The following is a 22,256-nucleotide window of genomic DNA, read 5'->3' as shown; positions in this document are numbered from 1 at the left end:
ATAAAGGAGCCCAGTATATTGAAAACTTGGACAGGTATCCTGCTGATGATTATTTTGGCGGTAGCTACGATTAGTACAACTTCGGCTGCCAGAACCATGAATGAATCGCAAAAACAGCTTAATATAGATGATCAATCCAGCCAGACCGCAGCGGTCGAGGCTTCCAATATAGATAAATTGCATGACACAGCGAAGACAACACAGGAATCAACCCCTGTGAAAGAGGGATACGTTTCGGTAGCTCCAGAGAATGAGAAGGTCAGATTATACCCTATGAAAGTTGAGGGTTCAGGATATATATATAACGGAATGATTTTGGAAGTGGACGGCAAGACAAGAGAATTTAGTGATTGGCAAGGAGAAGGCGGGTCTTACAAACCCGAAGTGCACGAGCTGGATCTGAATGGAGACGGACAGAAAGAGATCGTTGTTCTGTACACGGAAGGGCATGGAACAGGTATTTATTTGGGACAAGCACGTATCATTAATCCGGTAACGCTCGAAGAGATGAAGATGCAATCTCTGGATGAGATTGCGAAACAGCATGTGAAGTCGGTAGTTACGGTTAGCTCAGACCGTGTGGATGTGGATGTCAATGTTGATGGCGTTCAAGCAGAACCTTTACAGATTGAAGAAGATACGAGTGGCGGCGTATATAACAAAGAGTTGAAATTCGGTGGAGTAACCTATTACAGCGTGGAGAATGGCCAACTTGTCGTATCCGCAGCAGGATCTTACGGTGCGGCTTTATATGCTGGTGATCTAACATTCGCTTATGAGTATCAGGATGGCGAGTGGAAGGTTGCGAATTTGAAATACAGCATGGAAGTGTATGAAGAAGAATATTATGAATCCTTTGATTGATAGCGTCATATAGACATCTGGTGTGACGAGGGTTGGCAGGTCTCCTGATGAAAGTGAAGTTCTGCCAGACAAGCATGTATAAAGAATATCTGCCTTTCTGCCTTGATAGGCAGCAGGGAACAGGACGAGGCTGAAAAAAAATCGGGACACACAGCCTCGTTTTGTGCTGCCTACTGATAGGAAATATGGACTAAAAATGCAGTTAACAATTGACATTATCACTTTAGTCGTTTAAATGTATAAAGGACTAATCATTTAACGTTCAGGAGGGATTTGGATGAAGAAGAAGGTTGTAATGGGTTTGATGGTAGGCACACTAACGCTTGGGATCGGGACAGGTGCACTTGCAGCAACAGGTTTGGAACAGATTAAAGCGTATTTGAATAGCAAAATTACGTTGAAACTGAATGGCGAGACCGTGACAGCGAAGGATGCCAATGGTAAAACGGTGTTGCCTATTACGTACAACGGAACAACGTATTTGCCAGTTCGTGCGGTTGGAACACTGCTTGGAACTGAAATCAATTATGACGGTGCAACTTCTTCCGTCCTGATCGGTGGAACGAATGGATCTGCGCCCGTAACCAACGGAAAAGTAACGCTGAGTGCACTTGGAACATCCGTACTGGGTTCTACCGCTTGGCACACCAAAGATCCTAAGGATACCACATATAAAGGCAAGGATTACAAGGATGTTTATCTGCATAATGATCCTACGAAACAGGGGGATGATATCCAGATTAATACGGGTAAAAAGTATTCTTCTCTGCACTTGGAACTTGCCGCGCTGAAAGGAAATCAGGAGATTCATATCTATGATCAGGATCTCGCGACACTCAAAAAGTTCAATATCACTCCAGAAAGCGGTATGATGAGTCTAGATGTGGATGTTAAAGGTACAGACGCTGTCTATGTCGAGATTGTATCTGAAGATCCGGTTTCATCGCTGTTTGTGCCTCTTACCACATCATACTTGGTTAAATAAAATAGACGTAATAAAAAACGATTATCAACGATGGTGTTGCTGGATCAAGTCCATAACACACATTGTGATAATCGTTTTTATGTTTAACGAATGACGGTATCCAGCGGTTTGAGATTAGCTTCAATCTCGGCGCGGCGACCTTCAAGGAATGGAGGCAAAGCAAGCGATTCACCCAGATGCTCCAATTCTTCGTCTGTATCAAATCCCGGACCATCGGTTGCAAGTTCGAACAGAATACCGTTTGCTTCACGGAAGTACAGGGAGCGGAAGTAGAAGCGATCTACAAAACCGGAGTTAGGGAATTGGAAGTTACGAACCCGTTCCACCCATTGTTTCAGTTCTTCCTCGTTATCCACACGGAACGCAACATGGTGTACGCTGCCACGTCCAGGACGCTCTTGGGCAAGGTCATTCCGTTCCTCAACATGCACCTCGGAGCCGCTGCCACCTTCACCGGATTCAAAAACGAGTACATCAGGTTGACCTGGAGTAAAGGCTGGGTAACTTCCTTTAGCTCTGAAACCGAGCAGTTCGGTAAGAACCGGAGCGGTAAGAGAAGCATCTTTTACCGTAAGATGGATAGGGCCAAGACCTATAATGCCATACTCGGCAGGCACAGGGCTCTGATCCCATGGTTTACCACCAGCGACACCTGTGTTGTTTTCATCCGAGACCAGAATCAGACGTTGTCCTTCAAAGTCTGTGAATGAGAGCGTCGCACGACCACCCCGTTCAACAATCTCTCCATGTGAGACTTCGAATTCGTCAAAACGCTGCTGCCAGTAAGTAAGTGCCGCATCACTTGGAACGCGCAGTGACGTTCCAGATATGCTGTTCACACCTTCACGAGTCTGTCCGGCCATCGGAATCTCGAAGAAGGTAAGTTCGGTACCCGGATTGCCTTTCTCATCGCCATAGAAGAGATGGTAGACAGACACGTCGTCCTGGTTGACTGTTTTTTTAATGAGGCGCAGACCCATGATGTTGGTGTAGAAACGATAGTTCTGATCGGCATGTGCGGTTAGAGCTGATACGTGGTGAAGTCCTTTGATTTGCATAATAATTCCTCCTAGATGAAATGGGATAGTGTGAATGTTCAGTTGAACGTTTGTTAAGTACGGTATATTTTATTTCGATTAAGAAAGTTACTAACTTTTCGTTTGTTTTGGTTCTGAATTTATCTTAACATAAAGATATTTAAATTACAATGCTTATTTAGAATTCCAACTGGACAGTAATTTCATTCAATGGCAAAATGAAAAAGTTAACATTAAAGAGAGATAATGTTGGTGAGATCCTTGTAAAGGAGAGAAGAGATGCATGGCGTATCCACCAAGGCTGGACCCTTATGATGCAGAGCCGTTTATTCTGTTCTCCACTTCACATATCGTTTCAATTAGCGTAATTACAGCATTAATTGTACTGATGTTTTTGCTTCGACACCATCTTCGATCATGGTCAGAGAGGGCACGCCGCATACTGCGGATTGTTCTGGCCTGTATCATGTTTGCCTGCGAAATCGTGCTGCAGCTCTGGTATGTGTATGGAGGGATATGGAGCCTGCAGACGTCACTGCCACTCGAACTATGCAGTCTGTCTCTGCTATTATCGGCGTTGTTACTACTGACACGCAGTCGACTGTTACATTCTGCGCTGCTGTTTGCAGGCATTGCTGGAGCCCTTATGGCGATCCTGACTCCTAATCTGGGTTATGGTTATGCACATTTTCGATTCATTCAATTTTTCGTTGCTCATGCCTGTATCATTCTGGCTTTACTCTACATGACCTGGGTGGAACAGCTGCGACCTAGCTGGAGATCTGTAGCAGGTTCAATGATATTTGTGAATGTGGCGGCATTAATCGTATACGTTGTAGATGTCATGCTTGACGCGAATTACATGTTTCTAAGATATAAACCAAGTACACCCTCGGTGCTTGATATGCTAGGTCCGTATCCCATGTATATTCTTGGGGAAGAGATACTTGCGCTAGTCTTGTTCTCGCTAATGTACGTTTTGCTCTTTGCCATTCCAGACTGGTTGAACCATCGTATGAAAAAAGGTAAAAGCAATGCAGTTTAGCGGTAATCCTTGCATGCGCCCGCCCGTATTATAATTCTCAGCATTTTGCATAATTCTAATTCTACCGCTCACGGGATTTATGCGAAATGCTCTTCACTATATATAAAATATCCCGCAGTAATCTGAACGGATCAGATGCTTACGGGATGTTTGGACGTTGTCCCTGAAAGGGGGCAACTTATATTTATATTTTATCCACGGAGCAGAGATTCCGCACCATCCACATAGATTCGTGTACCTGTAACATGAGAGGCTTCATCGGAAGCGAGGAACAGAACGAGGTTCGCCACTTGCTTCGACGTTCCAGGTTCGCCCTTGAGCGGATGTTCGTGACCCTCAGGGAATTCAACAGGAATCTGTACTTCTTTCAGATCATCCGACGGGTAGGTGTTATCATCAATGTTGGTATCGATGGCACCTGGGCAGACGGCATTAACACGGATCTTATAACGAGCCAGCTCGAGTGCAGCCATTTTTGTAAACGCAGTTTGTCCCGCTTTGCTGGAAGCGTATGCAGAGAAACCGATCCCTGAGAAGACCCGGTTACCGTTGATGGAACTGGTAATAATGATGCTGCCGCCATGTTCTTTCAGATGGGGGATGGCATATTTGACGGTTGCAAAGGTTCCGCGCATATTGATCTCCATCGTCTGGTCCCAGTCCTCGATTTCCATCGTTTCGATCGGGGCCATCGTTCCGTTGATGCCGGCATTTGCAAATATGATATCCAGTTTACCCGCTTCAGCCGCAGCCTGATTGATCGCATTCTGCACATTATCCGGTTTGGAGATATCACATTCGATCACATACGCTTCTCCGCCAGCCTTTTCAATCGTCTGCTTGGTTTCCTCCGCATTTTCGGGTGTACGATCCAGCATGTACACTTTGGCTCCATGCTCGGCGAAACGAATAGCGGTAGCCTGACCAATACCCGATCCACCTCCGGTTACAATCGCCACTTTGCCTTCCAAACGTTGTTCTGTCATCTCTGATCCCTCCGTATGGTATAGATTATCGTTGTACGCTCTACTTTTACATACCCGGCTCAAGACTGGTGAATCATATGTGTCTATATCAAAAAGAACAGGACCGCAATGCGGCCCTGTTCTGTGAGCAGATCAGCTTCATGATCTGTCTGCTGTGAACTTATTTTGGCATGTGAATGGTGGGAAACTCATTCAAGTCATGTCCGAAACTTACTTATGTTTCTTCCAGTCCATTGCACTGTTATTGAGCAAATATTCGAAATCGTTATCCCGGCGTTTCTGCTCCGCTTGGCGAGCTTCTTCTGCCTGTTGACGTTCCTGCTCTTTAAGAGCCGCTTCAGCAGCCTTGGCTTCATCCGCCTGAGCTTTCAGCTTCTCCAGCACATCGCTGCTCAGTAGATCTTTCAGTGTTGTAGGTTTATCTTGTGCTACTGCTTTGGGAGCAGGGGGGCGTTTTTTGGATTTTGCCATAGGAAAATCTCCTTTCCAAACATGAATCAGGTTCCATTTCTCGTACAGTAGTCATAGTATATCAGGTTCCCGTAATGCATTCCATGAAACTGCGGAACAAAAAGCAGGAAAATGAGGGTTGCGTGACGAATGAAATCGGGTATAAAATCATATACTATTACCGATACTGCGACTATTCCCTGGAGAAAGGAGTCGTTGTTCGTGGAAGTAAACCGTGGTTTACTGAAAGGGCTTGCATGGGGTGTTGCCTTTAGCTGCCCGTTATGGATTGCGATTATCGGCTGGTTACGTTTGATGGGATGGATGTATTGAGGATGATGCCGGAAGAGGTCATTTTTTATAAAGTCATATATGTAACCGCTATCATTAAAATCAATAAATGAAGCTCTGCCTTGCGAGATTCGCACAGGACAGAGCTTTTGTTTGTTTAGAGTTTATTAACAAGTCATAACCATGGATTATCATCCGTTTGGCAAGGATGTTAATTAAGGCATTTTTACCGGTTCTGGATATTCCAGACCGTGGGTGTCTACCGTAACTTTTTTCATAACTTGATCCTTAACGGGTTTGTCACCTTCACCTATTTCCTGAGCTGCAATGTTATCCACAGTTTCTATGCCCTCCGTTACTTTACCGAAGGAAGCATAGGCGTTATCCAAATGATCCGCGTCAGCTAACATGATGAAGAACTGAGAACCAGCCGAATCCAAATTATCTCCGCGTGCCATAGAAATGACTCCGCGAGTATGATTCAGGTGATTTTTGTGACCGTTGGATGTAAATTCACCCTTAATGGCATACCCTGGGCCACCTCGACCATTACCGTCTGGATCTCCGCCCTGAATCATGAAACCTGGAATAACACGGTGAAAGATTGTGCCATCATAGAAACCCTGATTCGCTAGTGAAATAAAATTGTTCACCGTATTGGGCGCAATTTCCGGATACAGCTCAATGACGATCTTCTGTCCATCTGCCATTTCAATGGTAGCTACCGGATTGGGACCCGTTGGTTCAACTGGAGCTGGTGTTTCTGTAGCGCCACTCGAAGGGCGTCCACAACCACTAATGACGATAAGCAGCATCGCGATTACCAGCGAGACCACTGTATTTTTTTTCCAATGTAAAGACATGAAAACGTTCCTCCTTGCATCTCTGCATTATATATTTTCTCCAAATCATATTTGGATATTTACCCAACTATCATACCGTTTTTGTGGACAGGATGGCAATGTAATACATGTGTTTGTGGTGAACAAGGGATGGTCTTCGTGGAATGATGGGTGTAAAATAAGGAAAATGCTTCCGCATCGGGACGTACGGGTCTGTTCCGTCCGCTCCAATACACGGCAGTCCCGACGTCAGTAACGGAAAGGGCGTGCGGGTATATGAACTTCTCGTGGAAGCGCAATCTGGTCATATTGTGGATTGGTGTATTTTTTTGTAGCACCGCGTATTCGATCTCGATTCCATTTCTGCCCCTGTTTCTAAGTACTGACTTGGGGGTTCGTGATCACCTGGAGTTATGGTCAGGACTGGCATTTGGCATTACGTTTCTCGCGAGTGCACTCGTATCTCCGTTCTGGGGATCCCTGGCTGATAAATACGGACGCAAGCCCATGCTGATCCGGTCGGGATACAGCCTTGCCGTCTTGTATTTAATCAATTATTTCGTGCAGGACCCGTATTCGCTGATTGTTGTTCGATTGTTTCAGGGTCTGCTTGCAGGGTTTGTTCCGGCAGCGATTGCTCTGGTAGGTACGAATACACCTGAAGAAAAGACTGGTTATGCCCTTGGTATTATGTCCACTGCAGGAGCCACTGGTGGTATTATCGGACCGTTAATTGGTGGCGTGGTGAGTCATTATTATGGTAACCGGAATGCATTTTTGTTTTCGGCTATTGTTGTGTTAGTCTCAGCAATCATCGCAACCTTCTGGGTAAAAGAAGAGAACTTCAACCGGAACAAAGCTCGTTCCCACGTCATGGATGACATTCGTGAAGCGAGAGCAAATCGTTTGTTTATGACGGTGCTTGGCATGATGGGTATATGTACATTCTCCGTCATGATTCTGGAGCCACTATTGACGGTATATGTGATGGAGATGGGCGTTCAACCGGATCGTGCCTCACTCAGCTCGGGTATTATTTTCTCAGCGGTGGGGGTAGCAACAGTTATTATGGCGCCGCGGTGGGGCAAGATTGGTTCAAGGATTGGATACGGTAAAGTGTTGATCATTGGACTGGTTGGTGGGGCTGTAGGGAATCTTCTACAGTTCTTTACAACAGGTTATATAGCATTCGGCATTTTACGATTTGTGTATGGGTTATTCTTTGCGGCTGTATTTCCGGCGATTAACGCCATGATTGTGCAGGCTACCGCATCGAGTTTCCGGGGCAGGGCCTTTAGTCTGAATCAGTCCGCTGCCCAGATCGGGACGATGGCAGGGCCGATCATTGGTGGTGTACTTGGGGGCTGGCTGCCGATACGCTGGATATTTATTATTAATGGAGTGGCATTGATCATCACTGCGATTGTAGCGAAGTGGTCAGGATTGGATCACAAACTGCCCGTGGCAAGTAAGTTTCCCGCTAAGCGATGATGCTGAATCACTAAGAGTAAGTGAACTTACAGGTAACAAAAAAGATGACGCTGTGAAAATACAGACGTCATCTTTTTTAAGTCTACTACGGATCTATATAAGTTAGTCATCCGAAGAGGGCTTACGAGAAGCCTTCTCTTTGGGAATGGCATGCTCGACCGCATCACGTTGATCCTCATCCTCAAGTGCTTCGGGGAAGGAGTCCTCAGTGAATAGTCCGAAGTCCGGGTCAATATCTCGTTCGGTCACGAGATTATCCGGTTCATGCACATGCTTTTGGCGATCTTCCTTCATCGTGTATGCACCTCCTAATTCAGGATGTCATAACAGCCGTTAATGGCGTGGTGGAATGTCGTTCTCCGGTTTGGCATCCGCACCAGCACCATTAAGCAAATCGGTACCATGCAGCGCATCCGGATCGGGTGCAGCAGGATCAACCGGACTGTTCGGTTGTAGAAGATCTGCATCCGGTACAGATTCCAGCGGTGTCTCAGCCAAACGTGAATCCAATTCCGGCTCGTCCACAGCAGTTGCGGCTACGGGTGCCGGATCCGTATATTCCGTTACAATCCGTCTGCCGGAAACTTCATCAAAGGTATCCATATCGCCTTCCGGGACTTCCGTCTCTGGGGGAATATCGCGGGACCTCTGATAACGGTCATAATAGCGGTCGCTCTCTTCGTTACTAATTGGTTTGTCAGACATGAGTAACACTTCCTTTCATTGTCGGTTGTCCAAAACTTCTTACCCCGTAGTTACCCAAAGCGCTGGTGTTGTAATCTTGCACAGGTTATTATCTCCGGGTGTTCACTACGATATGAATGCCTTAGAATTTGGGGAATACATATTTAACCAAGAAGTATAAGAATCCGAAAAAGATAATGATATATGCGGCATATTTAATAAATGTGGAAGCGACCATACTTGAATCCGATTTATGCTGAACATCCTTATGTTCCACCTCAACCGTACGATGTGGCTCATTCATTGTAATCATCTCCTTAGCATGTTTGTTTGCTTTGAGAAACCATTACACCCGGAGCAAAGGATTGAATCGCAGCCACCGTTTTTACAGCTTTTCCTATTTTGCCTATGTTATGATGAAGCTTGAATATGTAAGGGAGGAATTTCATGTGGACTGGTTCACACTGGGCAATATGATCACACGCATCCGTATCGGACAAAAGGCGTCCACACCCGGGTTCTCCCGTACCGTCATCCGTCGTCCAGATGGTTTGTTTTGGGTAGGCGGTATATGGTCCGGGCAAGTTGTACAGTTACGGGATTTCCTTTTTTCCGACATATGGACCATCTATGATGATGAGGAGACAGAGCAGTGGCTTGAATTTCGCAGTCAAGTTGAACAGAAAGAACGGGAAATGATAGTGAACCAGTTCGAAGACTTGCGTGATTAATCGGATAACTTTAACAATAAAATGGAAATAAGACTATAAATCGACTTAAATGTGAAATTTCATTTTATCTCAAGAAGGTGACGTGACAAACGGTGGCGAATGATAAATGAGAGAATCTAAGATAGGGAAAATTAGAACTTTGAGGTGCTGTGAATGAAAAATGTGCCCAAAGCTATCGTCATCTTATGGATGAGTGTATTGATTATTCTAGGCATGCCACATGGGATAGTCTTTGCAACTACAGGAGCGGTTCAGCAACCTGTATCCATTACAGGATGGGAAGTAAAATGGGGGAACGTTGACGATCAAGGGTTCATCAGTGAGGTTAAGGGAGCAGACGAGATATGGGAAAAGCAGGGCAGCGATAAGTTAGAGTATAGCAATACGGATCGATCGAATTCTTTATGGACTCGCCTGACCATTCCTGAGTTGAGTGAGGAAAGTTCAGCCATTCGATTTGAGAACATTAAAGGCAATCATATTGTTGTTTATCTGGAAGACCGCAAGGTCTACGAGAACTACCATTACAATTATGATAATAATGCTGTGTTGCTGCCCTTATCCAGCGAAAATTCAGGTGACACGCTCTATGTATGGTCACAAAATGAAAAAGGTCGTCTGGGGATACAAGGTACTGTTCAGGTTGGACCTTATGCCGCGTTACAGGAGAAATATATTCATAACGGACTTATTGATGTAATTTTGGGCGCGACCTTTGTTTTCACAGCGATTACGATGCTGAGTTGTACGTTCTTCCTTGGCAAATTCCATAAGGGATTATGGATCTCGCTATGCATTGTGATGGGTTCCATTGGCACGATGATTATCACGTACTCGCAATTTTTGTATACGTTCTATCAGGTATATGGTGACCTGTATTCCGTAGTCTTTGATCTGGCGATGCTGCTGGGTATGCCAGCGCTATGTTATTTTTTTGAACAGATTATCGGGCCAGGACTGCATGGAATCTTCACCAAACTGCGAAAAATAGTATTCATATATTCAGTTATCGCTGTGTTCTCTCTATTTATCTATGTTACTTCAGGTGGGCAATGGGAGATCCTCTACAATCTGCTCGTACAACGTGTGGTTGGCATTGTGCTGGTCATTCTGCTGACAATCCTGTTGGTTGGTACCATCGCTAAAGCGCTGCAACGAAATCGGGAAGCTATGCTGCTTGCGACGGGATTCGGTACATTTGCCTTGATCAGTGTGGCTGAACTGTTGTGGTATTATCAGCGGAGTGGGACGTATCATCTGTTATGGTGGAAATGGTCCATGGTTGCATTTGTGATCTCGTTGATTGCCATTCTCGGAAGTCGTTTTGCCGAAAAACATACTAAAGTTCTAGAGTATTCCAAGGAACTGGAGCTGTTCAACAATGAGTTGCAGCGATCCGAAAAGATGGAGATTATTAGTGAATTGGCCGCTTCTGTTGCCCATGAAGTTCGTAATCCACTTCAGGTGACAAGAGGGTTCCTGCAACTTATGACGGAACAGGAAGACAACAAAAATAAGGGGTATGTGCGAATTGCACTGGAAGAACTTGATCGGGCATCGGGCATCATAACGGATTTTCTTACCTTTGCAAAACCTGAGTTTGACCATATTATCTCGCTCAATATCTCGGATGAATTCAATCATATTGAAGGCATTCTTGTACCGATGGCTAATCTGGAAGGTGGTAAAATCACCACCGACATTCCGCCAGATCTATATATTCGAGGTAATTCCTCGAAGTTCAAGCAGGCTTTTATCAATATTATCAAGAACAGTATTGAAGCTTTGCAGGGACAAGGCCAGATTGATATCTGGGCGTACAAGCAGGATGGAATGATTAAGGTGCATGTCAGGGATAACGGAGAAGGGATGAACGAGGAGGCACTCTCCCGGTTGGGCGAGCCTTATTTCTCCAATAAAATCAAAGGCACAGGCCTGGGCATGATGGTGACATTCCGAATTGTTGAAGCGATGCAAGGACAGATCAGCTTTACAAGCACCAAAGGGGTAGGAACAGAAGCGGTTGTATCTTTTGCCGAGTTCGTCGAATGACGAACTCACAGAAGGATACAGCGGCTTTTTTTGTTCCTACCCCTGATTTCTTACACTACAAGATTAGCTCACCCGAATTAACTTCTCCAAGGTCCGCAATTCACATCATAATTTACTTTGGAAGGATTGGGAGGTATGACAAGCACATAGTCATTCTGCTGCTCCTCAACAGTACGTACCTGAATGTGCTCCGGAATTACGATGCCGAACGCTTCACGAAGCGCCTGCTTCGGATTGGAATGCAATTGTTGTCTGAAGTGCTCGTCAGTCCAAGCCTTTTCAATAATATCCTCATGCAACGTTTTCTCTGATACCGTCATCGTCAACATTCCCTTCATATTTAAAATTAAACTGAATCAGCTTAGTCCTTATGCTCAGAATCCCAACTGTTGCTCGCTAATCCAGTGATGAAACCCGCCTTGGAGAAGCTGTTTCTTCCGTTGTGTAATGTCCTGAACAGCTTGTACTAAAGTGCTGCATAAATAAGAATTAAACGCTTTGAGATGCGATATTCCTAAGTTAGACGATGTTAATGTACGATTATAGTGATAAGCAATGTCTACGTAAGAGTTCATGAGTTGTGTATTGTATACATTGTCATGTATACGGTCGCTTAGAGGATGAACTGGATAGTTGTGATTCAGTGCTGCGGATATGTGGGAGAGGTAGCTGTTGTAGTTTCCATGCACAGCATCTTGTTGCGTGTCTGTGAAGTCATCGGTCATCTGGAGTGTCATGAGTGTGATGTTGATGGCAGAACACACCGGGATGATCCCGTCGGACTGATTCAGCAGAAGCAGTGCACCAGTAGCTCCAATGAGCAGAGGGGCAGCCTTTTGCGCAATCAACAAGGGATTCTGTTGGAAATAATCAATGGAATGCTCACCCGTGACACTCACGGCCCAATCCACTACATATTGTCTGAAATAGATCCAGAACGTGGAGGAAGGATCGAATAATTCCGAGTAAGATTGAAGGGCATCCATGTAGTATAGATTACCAAGGGATAACTTCAATGTGGCATTCTCGGGTTGTTCATCCATCACGTCGTCCTGATTCAGAAAATATAACATGTGAATGAGACAGGCTGTACTTAATTGTTGTGCTTTCTCCTGTGGGAGTTTATCTGAGTATTGCATCCATAGTGGAATGATATACCCGATATAACTGTGCCCCGAATCTCGTAACAGGGGATTAACCGAATGAAGTTGCTCCAATGCATGTCCTGACAAGGGTTCGGGATATTTCCGTACGAGCTGTTCCGCTGAAGCAAACACCATCTCCAGATCGGAGCTAAACGGATCTAACCAATCTTTCCGCACTGTTACATCTCGTCCTTCCTGCGATAAGGTGATTCAGGACTGTTCGACTAGATCATGAAGTTATATTCATTATAGCGGAAGTAAAATGAAAAAAATAGGATTTTTTGTGATCAATTGTGAGAAAAATGATGACTTTTTGTATTTTATGGCATAAAAAAGTGGATTTTAGGCTCAAACTAGGAAAGCACAGGATTTCGACATCGGAAAGGCGGCAGAAAAATGAATTTGAAATGGAAAACATGGATGGCAGCCGGATTGGCAGCCGTAGTTATAACAGCAGCAACAGGACATGTAGCATTTGCTGATTCAACGGTTTGGGCTGAGGAACATGGCAATGCGTCAAAAGTTTCTTCCTCCGGCAAACCAGCGAAGCCATGCATGCAGGCAGGACACGGTCTGTTCATGATTGGTGAGACGGCAGACTTACTTGGGGTTGGACTTCGGGATCTGAAAGAACAGATGGAACTTGGCAAGACGTTGTCGCAGATTGCGAAAGAGCGTAAGGGACTTAGTGAGGAGCAGTTATTGCAGAAGTTGAAGCCTACACTTACACAGCGTCTGGATCAAGCTGTAGATGAGGGGTGCCTCACCAAGGAACAAGCTGCAGCCACGAAGGCGGACATGGATACTAAGTTGAAAAAGGTCATCAATACCCCGCTGCGTGATTTGCGGCGTGAATTTGCCCACCATGGCAAACGTTCCATGGTGGATAAGGGCGAAATTGCCCGGTTTATTGGAGTCACGCCTGCTCAATTGCACGAGCAGCTTCAGGGAGGGAAATCTCTGGCTGAGATTGCTCAGGCAAAAGGCATTAGTGAAACGCAGCTGGTGGACAAGCTGAAGGAACAATTAACGGGTGATCTGAAGAGATTTGTGAATCAGAAGGGCAACGTGCATCCAGCCCCGGGTCCCCAGGAACCTGTTCCTGGACGATCAACTTCGAGTGAAGTGAAATAAGGAAGAGCGTCTCCGTAAGGGGACGCTCTTCCTTATTTCATAATGTCTCACGCGTTCCCCGACTGTGAGCGGGAATAGGTGAGGGGCTTGGCTGGGGTGAGTTTCTCTTATCCGCATTAACAAATGAATTAGGTATAGAACGTGGTTTACGCATTAACCCTACGGTGAAACGTGAGCCAGGAAGCTTGGATAATGCCCAACTGATTGCAAGAGCAATACCAACCGTTACAAGGAACGATAGCAACGTTACAGGCAGATGCCATCCACTGAGTTGAAGCGGTCTGGTTACATAAGCGATCGCGTAGATCACCAGTGCATGAACCAGATATCCACCAAATGAATAGCGGCCAATCCAGGATAACAGGCGCTGAAACCGTGTATCTTTGCCCCGCATCAGTACAAGGAAACCATACATCATAAACATCTGAGCCATAATGATCAGGAATGTGGTTGGTTTCAGATAGGTGGAGATATTCAGATTAACAACATTCCCGGACCCACGCAGCACATCGTAACCAAGCCAAATATACATCCCTATAAACAGACAGATCGTCCATGGCAGCACCTTCGTGGTCCAACTCCTCCAGCTATCCACTGACCAGGCACATACGGCACCCAGTAAAAAGTAGAACCAGTACATCACCCATGAATAGGAGCGATATTGCAGTAACGTTGACCAAGGCTCAGACATGGATTCTGTCCAGCCCCCCATATTATAGTAGGACCATTTCATAAGCAGGCCGTAGAAAGCAGCTGCCAAGACAATGAGGGCCACAATGATTTGCATGGGCGTGAAACGTGAGGCGTTCTGGATACGTCTCTGGATGGCTTTTGCTCCTGTCCAGAACAGGGGGAACAGAATATAGAACTGAAACACCATAATGACAAACCAGAGATGATATCCCGTCTGCGGGACAAACAGTTCACGAATCAGACTGCGAAAATCCGGTATGCCTGCAAGCCAGAACGCGGGGGTGAAGATACGGACAGAAAGCCAGTAGATCAGTGTCCATACGACAAACGGCATAAAGATATCGCCAAATCGCTTTCGAATGAAGCGAGGATATTCCGGTTTGGTGTTACGATGATGGTAAAACAACAATACACCCGATAGAAATACAAACGTTGGCGTACCAAATCGGGTCAGATGGTAAATCATGGTCAGCATAATGGAATCCGGTTGTTCAATATCAGCGCGATAGATATACTCAGCGATACTATGCTGCATGACGATCGCCAGAAAGGCAATGCCCCGCAGCTCGGTCCATTCCGCTATGCGCGGTTTTTTCACATTGTAATCCTCCCTCCAGGAACCGGAGTTCATCATATAAGGGTACCCGTTAAACATTAAGGCTGCATTAAATGGAGAAAATAGGTAATAAAAAAGACGGCTTTGGCCGTCTTTTTTATTGATATATTTCATGCTTGTTTTAGTTCTGTTCCTCTGATGATGGAGTCTCTGAGGACTCAGCATCTTCTTCAAACAGTTTCTGAATGTAGGACTGGAGTTTGGTCACATCAACACCCAGCACCTGAGCTGAGCCGACCAGTTCATTGGTGAGTAGTTTGTTCGGTGGAATCTGCTGCTGATCGATATCGTTCACATGGATATCGAAGCCAAGTGATGCGAGTTTTAACATCTGGGTTGGACTAAGGTCTGTCTCAATATAAGGAGCGATGGCTTCCAGGATATCCGGGATTTTGAAGAGCGACGTGGTGCTCTGCATTTTCTTGGCCAGCTCGGTCATGAAGATCCGCTGCCGTTCGGTACGGGTAAAATCCGAGGTGGCATCATGCCGGAACCGAACATATTGCAGGGCGGTTTTGCCGTCCATCTGCTGCAACCCTTTTTTCAAGTCAATGTCGTACATATGTTTATCTGCTTTACTGGTGTAATACATGTCTTTCTCCACGTCAATCTCAATACCGCCTATCGCATCAACGAGTGCCATGAAACCTGTAAAGTCTGTGTAGACATAATGCTGAATAGGAATGCCGAGCAGATCACTGACGGTTTGTTTGGTCAGCTCCGCACCCCCGTAGGAAAAGGCTGCATTAAGTCTGCTTTTGCCATGCCCTGGAATGGCTACATAGGTATCTCGCAGTACAGAGAATAGATGGGCTTTCTTGGTGACTGGATCGATGGATGCCACCATGACAGAGTCCGAACGCCCTGCATCGTCGCCTCTTGAGTCTCCACCAAGGAGCAGAATGTTCACCCGTTCCTGGCCCTCCCATCTGGGAATCGTTGTAGATGGTGTGTCTGAATCGCTGTCTGTGCCGGAAGAGGACGAGTTGGATGAAGTCCCGGAAGCAGTGGAGATGCTATTGGCAAAATGAACAATCGAATATCCGTAATATACAACGACACCTGTAATCGCAAGTGCCAGGGTCAGGGCTGTACCCCATAACCATTTTTTAAGCATAATCTTCACCTTTCTATGATTGAACTGATATGTAACCCAAACTAGTTTAACAAAAAGAAAGCAAAATGTCCTCTTTGATTTCGTAACTTCGGTCAATGTGAGGATTGTTTGACAAATAGTTAGTGTATATTTATTATGTAAAAAATAATCTTGTTTTGTGTAATGGGGGTATTAAAAGCCAGTTATGAATCAATCACTATTTAATTGGATTAATCAGTTTGCAGACCAAATACCGTTTCTGGACTGGTTTATGATCACATCATCAGAGTATGCGGTTTGGGTCATGATCGCACTGCTCGTTATCGTATGGTTTCTCGGCGATCCATCGAAACAACGAATTGTTTTCTATGCCTGTGTGGCTTCCATTGTAGCGCTAGTTCTGGCCAAATGGGGAATATCACCAGCGGTCGGTCATCCAAGACCTTTTGTAGAAGGGACTGTACATCAGCTGGTTGCCCATGTACCTGATCCTTCTTTTCCAAGTAAACATGCTTCCTTTGTATTTGCTCTAGCGGCTGCTTCATTCTTTATTGGACGTCGCTTCGGTTCATGGATGTTGTTACTCGCTGTGTTAACAGGGGTGTCGCGTGTATATGTTGGTGTGCATTATCCAGGAGATATTCTGGGAGGATTCATTCTCGGAAGTCTGCTTAGTGTGGTGCTGATTACAACCCGCAATTATACCAAGTCGATTCCCGACTTCTTCATTAACATACACCGACGTGTTTTTCGATAGCGTCAGAATGCAGTGTCTAGTGAAGTGGTGGTGTGGCTTCGTTTAATGAAAGAAAAGAAGTCTCTTATCTCTGGTTCTGCCAGAGATGGGAGACTTGTTTTGCGTTATATTCGAAGTTATATGAAATTTATAGAAAATGAATTCTAACATCTACAATTCATGACGATAGGTGACGATATACTATAAATATGTATTATTTGAGGAGTGGGACACATGGAAGACACGCGGGGAAACATGTTGGGGAGATTGAAGTTAACGATTCGAGGCAAGCTACTGACTGGTTTTCTTATAGTCGTGGCTCTGTTGATTATTGTAAGTGGCTATGCGCTGGTACAGATCCATGATATGTCTAATAAAGCAGATGCTGTAGATAAGACCTGGATGCCGAGTGTAAGCCTCCTGGGATTGATGAATGGTGATATCTCAGACGTAGAGCGGTTGGCGCTGGCGATTATCGTTGAACAAGACGAAGCAGAAAATGTCAAGGCGAATGAAGCGTTAAAGTTGCTCCTCACGAAGATTGAGGATGAGCGTAAACAGTTGCTCACATACATTGAGAGCAATGATGAGGCAATGAAGCTCTACAATGATTTCAGTACGAATTATGATGCTTATGTGGAGAAAATGCCTGCATTCATAGAATTCGGTATTGCAAATAACTATGAAGAAGCAAGTAGACTGCACACTGAAGCCTATCCAATGTGGTACACAGCAAACGACTCTATCGCCAAGTTAATCACTTTAGGCAATGAAGGATCGGATGCAGCAACGAATGAGTCTGTAGTGATGGCAGAGAATACATTTAATGTAATTTTGGCAGTGACGATTTTTGCATTCCTGGTAGCTGTATTTATTGCCTTCTTCATTGCAAGCATCATTTCACGTCCAATCAAAAAGATGAATGAAGCAGCCATGGCGATTGCCAACGGTGATCTGACGGGTGAGACGATTGTGCTCAAGAACAAAGACGAATTGGGAACGCTTGCGGCTTCCTTCAATACCATGAGTGGCAATTTGCGCTCCATGATTGAATCGGTATCGATGACTTCCGAACAGGTAGCCGCTTCATCGGAGGAACTTCTTGCAAGTGCAGAGCAGAATACCCAAGCCTCGGAACAGATTTCCCAAACGGTCGAGGAACTGGCTGTAGGTACGTCTGATCAAGTTGATATTGTGAAGCGCTCTTCACAGGCGATGAATGAGATGGCTCTCGGATCAGAGCAGATTGCCGAGCTTGCACAGAGTGTATCCGTATCTGCTGTAGATGCGGCGAATCAATCTTCCGAAGGAAATATGATTATTCAGCAAGCGGTTGAACAGATGGGTTCTGTTCGAAATTCCATTGCTTCGCTTACAGAATTGGTTACAGGGCTGGGGGAACGTTCAGCAGAGATTGGTACCATCACCGAGGTAATCAACAACATTGCCCGGCAGACCAATCTGCTTGCACTGAATGCAGCCATTGAAGCCGCACGAGCAGGAGAGCATGGACGTGGTTTCGCCGTAGTTGCGGGAGAAGTGCGGAAGCTCGCTGAGGAATCTTCTACATCTGCGCAACGAATTACGGATCTCGTTCAATTGATTCAGAAAGATACGGATCATGCTGTTCAGGCAGTCAAAGTGAACAGCAGTGAGACAGAAGCAGGAATCGAGATGGTTACTGCGGCAGGACAAGCGTTTGAGCAGATCTCGGATGCGGTCAACAAAGTTGCGGGTGAAATCCAAGAAGTGTCTGCAGGTTCAGAGGAAATGTCGGCGAGTACAACTGAGGTTGTAGGATATGTAAGTCAAATTTCCAACATTGCTGGAGAGGCAGCGGGCGGGGTTCATAATGTATCTGCCGCAACTCAGCAGCAGTTGGCTTCGATGGAAGAGATTGCTTCATCTGCAGGTTCATTATCCAAAATGGCCGAAGAACTGCAGGAGCAGATTAACAAGTTCAAAGTGTAACTAATGAGATGTTCTGACACCTAAGGTGTACAGAAACATACAGATGAGATGGTCAGAATACCATTCGATCTGTGGTTTTGATTACAGCAAGGGCGAGAAGCTGTTTGTCTAACGCTTATATGCGTTAGACAAACAGCTTTTTTTGTCGCATGACGCAAAGCAGGTCACAACAATGTTATTGCAGAAGTCACCAACGCTTATATAGCTAGTAAAACAAACGGCTATAATGGTAATTAATGGTGGAACTTACACTGAAATACACCATGGGGAGGAGCGATATAAACTTGCAGTCCAGAGTAATGCATACGGAATATTGATGAAGAGGAGATGAATAGTTGAACATGAAGGGGAGCTGGTGGAGACGAGTCGCTATGATCGCGTTAACGGCAGGACTACTGGCAGGGAGTTTATCGATGGGCACAGGAGTTCGTAAGGCGGATGCGGCCGCCGGAAATCAGAACTATGCTGAAGCACTGCAAAAGGCCATTTACTTCTATGAGGCACAGCGTTCGGGTCCGTTGCAAGCCAGTAATCGGGTCGAATGGCGTGGTAATTCGGGCATGCAGGATGGGTCTGATGTAGGCGTTGATCTGACCGGAGGATGGTATGATGCCGGAGATCACGTGAAGTTTGGTTTTCCGATGGCTGCTTCCGCAACGATGCTCGCCTGGTCTGTCGTGGAATATGGCGACGGATATGAACAGGCCGGACAACTGGAGGAGATCAAGGATAATATCCGATGGGCGACCGACTATTTTATGAAAGCGCATACGAAACCAAATGAATTATGGGGACAAGTGGGGGCAGGTAATACCGACCATGCCTGGTGGGGTCCCGCAGAAGTCATGCAGATGAACCGTCCTTCGTTCAAGATTGATGCCTCATGCCCGGGCAGTGATCTGGCGGCAGAAACAGCTGCAGCACTGGCAGCGTCATCGATTGTATTTGCAGATGATGATCCGGCATATTCGGCCAGACTGCTCCAACATGCGAAAGAGCTGTACAACTTCGCAGATACATATCGGGGGGAATACACCGATTGTATCACTGATGCTGCAGCGTTTTATAATTCGTGGACAGGATACGAAGACGAGCTGGCATGGGGTGGAGCATGGCTTTATTTAGCCACTAATGACAGCGCTTACTTGTCCAAAGCCATTGCGGCTACGGACCGGTGGTCTTCTAGCGGAGGCCCAGCCAATTGGCCGTATACCTGGACACAAGGTTGGGACAGTAAACATTATGGTGCCCAGATCCTGCTTGCCCGAATTACGTCCAGTTTGAACATGCCGGAGGCGACGAGATTTATTCAGTCGACTGAGCGCAATCTGGATTATTGGACGGTTGGAGTCAATGGGACACGAGTCAAGTATACGCCAGGAGGTCTGGCGTGGCTGGATCAGTGGGGCTCGCTCCGATATGCAGCGAATGCATCCTTTATTTCTTTTGTATACTCCGACTGGGTCAGTGATCCTGTGAAAAAGTCAAGATATCAGGATTTTGCTGTCTCACAGATGAATTATATTCTGGGCGATAATCCGCGTCAGAGCAGTTATGTGGTCGGATATGGGCAAAATGCACCTCAACATCCGCATCATCGGACCGCTCACGGTTCATGGCTGAATAACGAAGATATCCCGGCTAACCATCGCCACATTCTGTATGGTGCCATGGTCGGTGGCCCGGATGCATCGGATGGATATACCGATGATATCGGGGATTACGTGAGTAATGAGGTCGCAACCGATTACAATGCTGGTTTTACCGGCGCACTGGCAAAGATGAATTTGCTATTTGGTCAGAATCATCAGCCCCTTGCGAACTTCCCTGCACCTGAGGTGAAGGGAGATGAGTTCTTTGTGGAGGCTGCGATCAAATCATCAGGTGCCAATTATACGGAAATCAGAGCACAGCTTAATAATCGTTCCGCTTGGCCTGCCCGAATGGGAGATCAACTGTCTTTTAAGTATTTCCTGGATTTGAGTGAAGTGTATGCTGCCGGACGTAGCGTATCGGACGTGCAAGTGACAACCTCCTATACGGAGGGGGCGACGGTATCCCAACCCGTTGTGGTGAATGCAGCCCAGCATATCTATGCCATTACGGCGAACTTCGGTAATACCAAGATCTATCCAGGTGGGGAAGGAAATTATCGTAAAGAAGTACAGTTCCGCATTACAGGCCCACAGGGTGCATGGAATGCCAGCAATGATCATTCGTTCCAGACGCTGACCACAGGTACTCCTGTGAAGAGCATATACCTTCCAGTCTATGATGCAGGGGTGAAGGTGTATGGACAGGAGCCTGGTGTTGCACCAGTCACGGTTCCAGGCGCACCTGCTGGTGTGCAGGCTGTAGCGGGAAGCAGTCAGGTTAACCTGACCTGGGCCGCTGTATCCGGGGCCGAATCTTATACGGTGAAGCGTTCCGAGGTGAGTGGAGGACCATATACAACTGTTGCAACAAGTGTTAATGGATTGACCTACATGAACACAGGACTGACCAATGGGACAACTTATTATTATGTAGTGACTGCTGTGAATTCAGCAGGGGAATCATCGGGTTCTGTGCAGGTGTCGGCTACCCCGCAAGCAGCTTCGACGGTGCCGGGAGCACTGACTTTAAGTGGGACAGCTGGTAATGCGCAGTCGGTCCTGACTTGGACAGCAGCCTCGGGCGCGACTAGCTATAAGGTACAACGTTCGGTAGCAGGTGGGACATATGCAGATGTGGCAACCGGATTGTCCGTGTTGACTTACACCGATACAACAGCGCTGAATGGCACCACGTACAATTACCGGATTGCAGCCGTGAATGCGAACGGACAGACACTGTCCAATGTCCTGGCACTGACGCCTTCTGCACCTCCGGTGACGACCGGTACACTCGAAGTGCAGTACCGCAGCGGAGGGTCCGGGAATTCAAGTAATGCGGTGACTCCGCAGTTCAACGTGAAGAATACCGGAACACAGGCGATTGATCTCAGTACCGTGAAGATCCGATATTATTTCACCAAGGATGGTGCGGATCAAATGACCTTCTGGTGTGATTATGCCGAGATGGGCACGGCCAATGTTGAAGGTACATTTGTCGCAGTGAATCCGGAGAAGGGTACCGCAGATACGTATCTGGAGATTAGCTTCAAGTCGGGAGCAGGCAGTTTGGCCGCTGGAGCAGAGACCGGCGTGATTCAAGCACGCTTTTCCAAAAATGACTGGAGCAATTTCGATCAAAGTAATGATTATTCCTATGATGCTTCCAAGATGGCTTTTGCCGCATGGAACAAGGTAACCGGGTATCAGGGAAACACCAAAGTATGGGGCTTGGAGCCGTAACTGGCTGAATGTCAGAAGACGAAGAGCAGCATGGGCAGACCAACAGCACTTATAGAGGATGTTCAAAAAGTT

Annotated in this window: 21 protein-coding genes; 10 read left to right on the top strand and 11 right to left on the bottom strand. The window is 46.1% G+C overall.

Translation table 11 applies throughout. The features are described from left to right. The first annotated feature begins 18 nt into the window (after positions 1–18). Together FE296_RS20650 and FE296_RS20645 are read left to right on the top strand one after the other, a co-directional pair. Positions 19–864 carry a hypothetical protein gene (locus FE296_RS20650; protein ID WP_150366151.1) on the top strand — a complete coding sequence of 282 codons (846 nt, stop codon included), beginning with the start codon at positions 19–21 and terminating at the stop codon, positions 862–864. Positions 865–1,141: 277 nt separating this feature from the next. Continuing rightward, positions 1,142–1,849 carry a stalk domain-containing protein gene (locus tag FE296_RS20645; RefSeq protein WP_150366150.1) on the top strand — a complete coding sequence of 236 codons (708 nt, stop codon included), beginning with the start codon at positions 1,142–1,144 and terminating at the stop codon, positions 1,847–1,849. 83 nt (positions 1,850–1,932) lie between these two features. Here the strand turns inward: FE296_RS20645 and FE296_RS20640 are convergent, their stop codons facing one another. Further along, positions 1,933–2,907, bottom strand: coding sequence for a ring-cleaving dioxygenase (locus FE296_RS20640; protein WP_124117143.1), 975 nt, complete (start codon positions 2,905–2,907; stop codon positions 1,933–1,935). 262 nt (positions 2,908–3,169) lie between these two features. Between FE296_RS20640 and FE296_RS20635 the strand changes: the two genes are divergently transcribed. After that, on the top strand, positions 3,170–3,931 hold the full coding sequence (locus FE296_RS20635; protein ID WP_150366149.1) for a YwaF family protein: 762 nt from the start codon (positions 3,170–3,172) through the stop codon (positions 3,929–3,931). Positions 3,932–4,122: 191 nt separating this feature from the next. On the opposite strand, the gene FE296_RS20630 is transcribed toward FE296_RS20635, so the two are convergent. The 3 genes from FE296_RS20630 to FE296_RS20620 form a co-directional block, all read right to left on the bottom strand. Next, the gene (locus FE296_RS20630; RefSeq protein WP_150366148.1) at positions 4,123–4,917 is read right to left on the bottom strand and encodes an SDR family oxidoreductase; all 795 of its coding nucleotides are present in this window, start codon (positions 4,915–4,917) and stop codon (positions 4,123–4,125) included. Positions 4,918–5,127: 210 nt separating this feature from the next. Further along, positions 5,128–5,388 carry a YqkE family protein gene (locus tag FE296_RS20625; protein ID WP_150366147.1) on the bottom strand — a complete coding sequence of 87 codons (261 nt, stop codon included), beginning with the start codon at positions 5,386–5,388 and terminating at the stop codon, positions 5,128–5,130. Between the two features lie 485 nt (positions 5,389–5,873). Further along, on the bottom strand, positions 5,874–6,521 hold the full coding sequence (locus FE296_RS20620) for a peptidylprolyl isomerase (protein WP_150366146.1): 648 nt from the start codon (positions 6,519–6,521) through the stop codon (positions 5,874–5,876). A 255-nt stretch (positions 6,522–6,776) separates the two neighbouring features. Here FE296_RS20620 and FE296_RS20615 point away from each other — a divergent pair, with 255 nt between their 5' ends. Beyond that, positions 6,777–7,991 (top strand): MFS transporter, encoded by a 1,215-nt coding sequence (locus tag FE296_RS20615; RefSeq protein WP_150366145.1) that lies wholly within the window; start codon positions 6,777–6,779, stop codon positions 7,989–7,991. 102 nt (positions 7,992–8,093) lie between these two features. On the opposite strand, the gene FE296_RS20610 is transcribed toward FE296_RS20615, so the two are convergent. From FE296_RS20610 to FE296_RS32895, 3 genes are all read right to left on the bottom strand, one after another. After that, positions 8,094–8,285, bottom strand: coding sequence for a hypothetical protein (locus tag FE296_RS20610; RefSeq protein ID WP_036611535.1), 192 nt, complete (start codon positions 8,283–8,285; stop codon positions 8,094–8,096). A gap of 39 nt (positions 8,286–8,324) precedes the next feature. Continuing rightward, positions 8,325–8,696: a hypothetical protein gene (locus FE296_RS20605; protein ID WP_124117138.1), complete on the bottom strand. Its 372-nt coding sequence runs from the start codon at positions 8,694–8,696 to the stop codon at positions 8,325–8,327. 121 nt (positions 8,697–8,817) lie between these two features. Then, positions 8,818–8,979 carry a hypothetical protein gene (locus tag FE296_RS32895; RefSeq protein ID WP_017690239.1) on the bottom strand — a complete coding sequence of 54 codons (162 nt, stop codon included), beginning with the start codon at positions 8,977–8,979 and terminating at the stop codon, positions 8,818–8,820. Positions 8,980–9,124: 145 nt separating this feature from the next. Between FE296_RS32895 and FE296_RS20600 the strand changes: the two genes are divergently transcribed. Continuing rightward, the gene (locus FE296_RS20600; protein ID WP_017690238.1) at positions 9,125–9,406 is read left to right on the top strand and encodes a hypothetical protein; all 282 of its coding nucleotides are present in this window, start codon (positions 9,125–9,127) and stop codon (positions 9,404–9,406) included. A gap of 153 nt (positions 9,407–9,559) precedes the next feature. Then, positions 9,560–11,458, top strand: coding sequence for a sensor histidine kinase (locus FE296_RS20595; RefSeq protein WP_150366144.1), 1,899 nt, complete (start codon positions 9,560–9,562; stop codon positions 11,456–11,458). Positions 11,459–11,535: 77 nt separating this feature from the next. On the opposite strand, the gene FE296_RS20590 is transcribed toward FE296_RS20595, so the two are convergent. Both FE296_RS20590 and FE296_RS20585 read right to left on the bottom strand, forming a co-directional pair. Next, positions 11,536–11,778 (bottom strand): NHLP leader peptide family RiPP precursor, encoded by a 243-nt coding sequence (locus FE296_RS20590; protein ID WP_150366143.1) that lies wholly within the window; start codon positions 11,776–11,778, stop codon positions 11,536–11,538. A 54-nt stretch (positions 11,779–11,832) separates the two neighbouring features. Further along, positions 11,833–12,780 (bottom strand): hypothetical protein, encoded by a 948-nt coding sequence (locus FE296_RS20585; protein ID WP_150366142.1) that lies wholly within the window; start codon positions 12,778–12,780, stop codon positions 11,833–11,835. A 219-nt stretch (positions 12,781–12,999) separates the two neighbouring features. Here FE296_RS20585 and FE296_RS20580 point away from each other — a divergent pair, with 219 nt between their 5' ends. After that, entirely contained in the window at positions 13,000–13,737 is a 738-nt protein-coding gene (locus FE296_RS20580; RefSeq protein WP_150366141.1) for a hypothetical protein, read from the top strand. Positions 13,738–13,774: 37 nt separating this feature from the next. Here FE296_RS20580 and FE296_RS20575 read toward each other — a convergent pair whose 3' ends face one another. Continuing rightward, positions 13,775–15,028, bottom strand: a complete 1,254-nt coding sequence (locus FE296_RS20575) for an acyltransferase (RefSeq protein ID WP_150366140.1) — start codon at positions 15,026–15,028, stop codon at positions 13,775–13,777. Between the two features lie 139 nt (positions 15,029–15,167). Next, on the bottom strand, positions 15,168–16,163 hold the full coding sequence (locus FE296_RS20570) for an LCP family protein (protein ID WP_150366139.1): 996 nt from the start codon (positions 16,161–16,163) through the stop codon (positions 15,168–15,170). A gap of 184 nt (positions 16,164–16,347) precedes the next feature. Here FE296_RS20570 and FE296_RS20565 point away from each other — a divergent pair, with 184 nt between their 5' ends. The 3 genes from FE296_RS20565 to FE296_RS20555 all read left to right on the top strand — a co-directional run bounded on the left by FE296_RS20565 (position 16,348) and on the right by FE296_RS20555 (position 22,184). Then, on the top strand, positions 16,348–16,899 hold the full coding sequence (locus FE296_RS20565; protein ID WP_076251333.1) for an undecaprenyl-diphosphatase: 552 nt from the start codon (positions 16,348–16,350) through the stop codon (positions 16,897–16,899). 213 nt (positions 16,900–17,112) lie between these two features. Then, entirely contained in the window at positions 17,113–18,849 is a 1,737-nt protein-coding gene (locus FE296_RS20560) for a methyl-accepting chemotaxis protein (protein ID WP_150366138.1), read from the top strand. 341 nt (positions 18,850–19,190) lie between these two features. Then, entirely contained in the window at positions 19,191–22,184 is a 2,994-nt protein-coding gene (locus FE296_RS20555) for a glycoside hydrolase family 9 protein (protein WP_223868981.1), read from the top strand. The last annotated feature ends 72 nt before the right edge of the window (positions 22,185–22,256 follow it).

The sequence above is a fragment of the Paenibacillus sp. UASWS1643 genome (assembly GCF_008693195.1).
Classification (GTDB): domain Bacteria; phylum Bacillota; class Bacilli; order Paenibacillales; family Paenibacillaceae; genus Paenibacillus; species Paenibacillus amylolyticus_B.
Note: the sequence above shows the minus strand (reverse complement) of the source record. Positions and strands in the feature narration are given on the sequence as shown.

Bases quoted from the DNA above. Each gene is read 5' to 3' on its own strand.
- FE296_RS20645 (WP_150366150.1), top strand. From the start codon at position 1,142: ATGAAGAAGAAGGTTGTAATGGGTTTGATGGTAGGCACACTAACGCTT.
- FE296_RS20640 (WP_124117143.1), bottom strand. From the start codon at position 2,907: ATGCAAATCAAAGGACTTCACCACGTATCAGCTCTAACCGCACATGCC.
- FE296_RS20635 (WP_150366149.1), top strand. From the start codon at position 3,170: ATGGCGTATCCACCAAGGCTGGACCCTTATGATGCAGAGCCGTTTATT.
- FE296_RS20630 (WP_150366148.1), bottom strand. From the start codon at position 4,917: ATGACAGAACAACGTTTGGAAGGCAAAGTGGCGATTGTAACCGGAGGT.
- FE296_RS20625 (WP_150366147.1), bottom strand. From the start codon at position 5,388: ATGGCAAAATCCAAAAAACGCCCCCCTGCTCCCAAAGCAGTAGCACAA.
- FE296_RS20620 (WP_150366146.1), bottom strand. From the start codon at position 6,521: ATGTCTTTACATTGGAAAAAAAATACAGTGGTCTCGCTGGTAATCGCG.
- FE296_RS20615 (WP_150366145.1), top strand. From the start codon at position 6,777: ATGAACTTCTCGTGGAAGCGCAATCTGGTCATATTGTGGATTGGTGTA.
- FE296_RS20610 (WP_036611535.1), bottom strand. From the start codon at position 8,285: ATGAAGGAAGATCGCCAAAAGCATGTGCATGAACCGGATAATCTCGTG.
- FE296_RS20605 (WP_124117138.1), bottom strand. From the start codon at position 8,696: ATGTCTGACAAACCAATTAGTAACGAAGAGAGCGACCGCTATTATGAC.
- FE296_RS32895 (WP_017690239.1), bottom strand. From the start codon at position 8,979: ATGAATGAGCCACATCGTACGGTTGAGGTGGAACATAAGGATGTTCAG.
- FE296_RS20595 (WP_150366144.1), top strand. From the start codon at position 9,560: ATGAAAAATGTGCCCAAAGCTATCGTCATCTTATGGATGAGTGTATTG.
- FE296_RS20590 (WP_150366143.1), bottom strand. From the start codon at position 11,778: ATGACGGTATCAGAGAAAACGTTGCATGAGGATATTATTGAAAAGGCT.
- FE296_RS20580 (WP_150366141.1), top strand. From the start codon at position 13,000: ATGAATTTGAAATGGAAAACATGGATGGCAGCCGGATTGGCAGCCGTA.
- FE296_RS20570 (WP_150366139.1), bottom strand. From the start codon at position 16,163: ATGCTTAAAAAATGGTTATGGGGTACAGCCCTGACCCTGGCACTTGCG.
- FE296_RS20565 (WP_076251333.1), top strand. From the start codon at position 16,348: ATGAATCAATCACTATTTAATTGGATTAATCAGTTTGCAGACCAAATA.
- FE296_RS20560 (WP_150366138.1), top strand. From the start codon at position 17,113: ATGGAAGACACGCGGGGAAACATGTTGGGGAGATTGAAGTTAACGATT.
- FE296_RS20555 (WP_223868981.1), top strand. From the start codon at position 19,191: ATGAAGGGGAGCTGGTGGAGACGAGTCGCTATGATCGCGTTAACGGCA.